The organism is Spirosoma sp. (assembly GCF_048594605.1).
GTDB lineage: Bacteria > Bacteroidota > Bacteroidia > Cytophagales > Spirosomataceae > Spirosoma.
Genome location: NZ_JBMDWV010000020.1, coordinates 1 through 3,241, shown reverse-complemented (window position 1 = coordinate 3,241; position 3,241 = coordinate 1). Strand labels below are relative to the sequence as shown.

The following is a 3,241-nucleotide window of genomic DNA, read 5'->3' as shown; positions in this document are numbered from 1 at the left end:
TCATAATCGGTTGATTATAACATCAAGGCTATACTTCCTTGTGAAGAAATTAATTGCTGCGAAAATAGCATTCATCTTCGTAGCAACCTATTGTATTAAATAAGGAGGTTCAATCTACCAAGCGATACATAAAACAAATAGTGCTTATCCATGTTATGCACCTGGGGGGGTTTTAGTTGCTGGCACTATTTGAGCCATTGCTCTTAATACAAGAGGCGCGGATATTCCAATATTAACAGAGAGTAATGGCGTAAGAGAAGTGTTGGATGCAATATAAACATACGCAAGCCCTCCCCCAAGAATAGGTAAAATCAAATAAGGTATCCAATACAACCAATCTTTCAGGTCAGGTCTTTCAATCTTTGGTAGCTTATGAAGTTCTGCCAACTCAAGTAGTTTGATAAAGAAAGCACCTGCAATTGCAAACCAGACGGCTTGAGGAATCATATTATTCATCCACCTCTATTTTTGACAGCAGAAATAATTCTTACCCAAGGGCTTTGGCTTCGTCGATTTAGTCTCGAAGTGAATAACGTTTCACCCTTTTCATTTGGCATACTTGACTTAACAATTTCATCTTCGTGTGTCATAATGTATTTAGTTACAATCATTGGGTCTAATCCCGTCTCCTTTGCAACTCCGCGGACGGTACGCCAAGTATATTTTTTATTTCCAAACGCATTTTTGATTTTTTCTTCATCAACCGCCATATTCCCCACCTATAATTTACCTTAAGTTGTAGTGACTACTAAGCTGTAGTCGCAACTAAATCAATAACATTTTACTAGAATGCGTCAACAAAAAACAGTAATTAATTCCTAACGGTACCCACATCACATTTTGCCACGACAATCGTTGCAAGAGTTCCCTTACATTAGCAGTAAAAGATCAGTGTTCATTTAGATATCCTAATTTCTTATGTAGTAGTCACACTTCTTCTATGACTTTTCTCGCATGCCCGGAAACTTTAGCGGATAACTCGAAAAGTTCCTTAGCTGAGATTCGATATCTCTCTGAAATGTTGAATATATCTTCTACTTTATCTTCTTCTCCAGTACCGGGATCTGGATATCTTCCAGCCCAATAAACATAATGGGTTAGTCCACGAAGAATAGCGATATCTTTTTTTGTGAGTTCTGGGATGAATTTAGCTAAGTCATGTAATCTGTGGTGCTTATTCTTACGTTCTATTTCTTGATAGCCTTTAATTCCATACTTGATTATTAGCATTGCTTTGAGTGAAACCTCAAGACTGTAGCCAACAAGCATAAGACCTACAGCACAGTATTGGCTGTCACAAACACCACGCATTAAAACAGGCATGTTTTCAAAAGAGGGCTCATTACGGAAAACAGCAATGGCTGCTTCAGTTAGAGCCTGCGTTTGAGTCAGCCAAAGCACTGGATTTTTTAGATCAGAGCCTGTTGCAGGTTTTGTTATATCAACATGAGAACCTGAATATGTACTTGCCATCCCAAATTTCAGGTTAGCCAACGCACTATACCCGAATGGGTCTTGACCAAAACCACTTCGGTCTAGCTTTAAAGAATCAGGAATTTCCATAATATCTTGAGCCTCTTGTTAAAAACTTCAAAGATACTACACAGTAAAAATGATGGCTGTCCAGTACCCCATAGCCACCTTGTTGGTTAATGCTTTGTTATACATACTGTATAATATTGACTATTTTTTCTTAAATAGATCCGAGAAAACAAAAAGGGCTACGACGATGAAATCGGTAGCCCTGAAGCCATTTAGTGAGCAAGATTGGGAATGATGTTCAATAATTTAAGTGTACGTTGAGACAATGGATAAAGAACTCTGTTAAGCGTCCTGTGATGCGCTACAAGAGGTTTTTATTATATGAGCAATGCACTGGTACTATCTAGGGCGCGGAATTGAATACAGCACCTCCTGTTAAGGATTTTAATGCAATGTACTAGACGCCTTAAATTTCACCCTTGAAGCCGAAAATGTTTACTGCCCTTTCCCATTAGAATACTTCCCGCGATTCTTGGCAAGATATGAAATCCGTTTGACCATCTTAGCAAGTGAATCGTGATCACCTCTTTTGATTCTATATCCATCCTCTGGAAGATGGACACGGGAAACTCCATTCGTGAGTTCTGACCAGATACGGCTTATCCGACCAATCATTCCTTTTTCTTCAAACCCAGCGGTGTTTACCTGAAAATATGGTAAAGCAATCCAGCAATGGTAATGATCTTGTTTAGCCCTTTCTTTCTCCCTAACCCAGCCATAAGCGAATTTTTTGATTGGCTGATTGTTCCAGGCTTTTGCGGTGAACTCACCTCGCAGACGACTAAACAACTCACTTACCAATTTGTTGCTTTCATCAACAGACATCCCTTCAGGGACAGACAAATCAAAGCGGAATCCATACAGTTCGTTATAGTGCGACAACATAGCGCGAAGTTGGTCAATAAACCTGTCGATAATTTCTTTTCGTATTGGACTGCTACGCTTACTTAACGGATTATGGTTAAGCCTATAGGTCAAACCATCGTGGAGATAGGTTGAGGAATGGATCAGGGTGTAATGACCATTGTCACGGTGAGATCTCAGTAAATTAGTTGGTTGTTGTGTAGATAAGCCAGATTGCTGCATACGCCTCCTTCTAGAGTGTCAAATAGATGTAGATCCTTATATAGGTATTAATAAAAAGCAGTAGGAAAAAGAAACGCAAAAAGCCCAGTAGACCCGCACCATTTCTGATGTTGGAATACAGGCATTATAAAATTTTTACTCAGAAAAGTTTCTGCTTTGCAACAGAAAATTCTACTAGATTACCACTGGATTTTATGTTTCGCAAGGGCCTGGCTGGAGCTAGTATATTCCTGATTGCAGCAGGGGCAAAAATTAGGGTGGTTAGCTGAGACCAAGAACCAGCGGGATACGCCTGAGCGGTCGATGACGTAGTCAGCCAAACCAGCCTTAGACAGTACAGACAAATTGCGGTGTGTAGTTGAAAGCGGGACGTTCAGAAGTTTTGAAAGTTCGAGAGCCGTGCCTGGAATAACGGTTCGGGTTAGATGGTACAAAACATTAATGCGGGAAGTTGTCAGCGTTAATCTGGCTGGAGCCTGTCAGTAATTCTGTGTAACTGCCACTGTATTAAAGGTGATCGCTCAGGCGGTCACCGAACTCGATAATAAAACGGCTCATCGCCAGCCGCCAGTTCTGGATCGGCATACTCCATTTTTTCGACGCATCTTTGAGC

4 protein-coding genes are annotated in these 3,241 nt (G+C 40.4%); all 4 read right to left on the bottom strand.

All coding sequences use genetic code 11. The features are described 5' to 3' along the window. Positions 1-153 precede the first annotated feature (153 nt). The 4 genes from ACOJS8_RS00980 to ACOJS8_RS00965 all read right to left on the bottom strand — a co-directional run bounded on the left by ACOJS8_RS00980 (position 154) and on the right by ACOJS8_RS00965 (position 2,628). Positions 154-456, bottom strand: coding sequence for a hypothetical protein (locus ACOJS8_RS00980; RefSeq protein ID WP_276349620.1), 303 nt, complete (start codon positions 454-456; stop codon positions 154-156). Further along, positions 453-710, bottom strand: a complete 258-nt coding sequence (locus ACOJS8_RS00975; RefSeq protein ID WP_152525596.1) for a hypothetical protein — start codon at positions 708-710, stop codon at positions 453-455. The genes ACOJS8_RS00980 and ACOJS8_RS00975 overlap by 4 nt, the downstream gene beginning before the upstream one ends. Positions 711-927: 217 nt before the next feature. Continuing rightward, positions 928-1,563: a hypothetical protein gene (locus ACOJS8_RS00970; RefSeq protein ID WP_152525595.1), complete on the bottom strand. Its 636-nt coding sequence runs from the start codon at positions 1,561-1,563 to the stop codon at positions 928-930. A 414-nt stretch (positions 1,564-1,977) separates the two neighbouring features. Continuing rightward, a complete protein-coding gene (locus ACOJS8_RS00965; protein ID WP_420146659.1) occupies positions 1,978-2,628 on the bottom strand; it encodes a YagK/YfjJ domain-containing protein in 651 nt (216 codons plus the stop codon). Positions 2,629-3,241 lie beyond the last annotated feature (613 nt).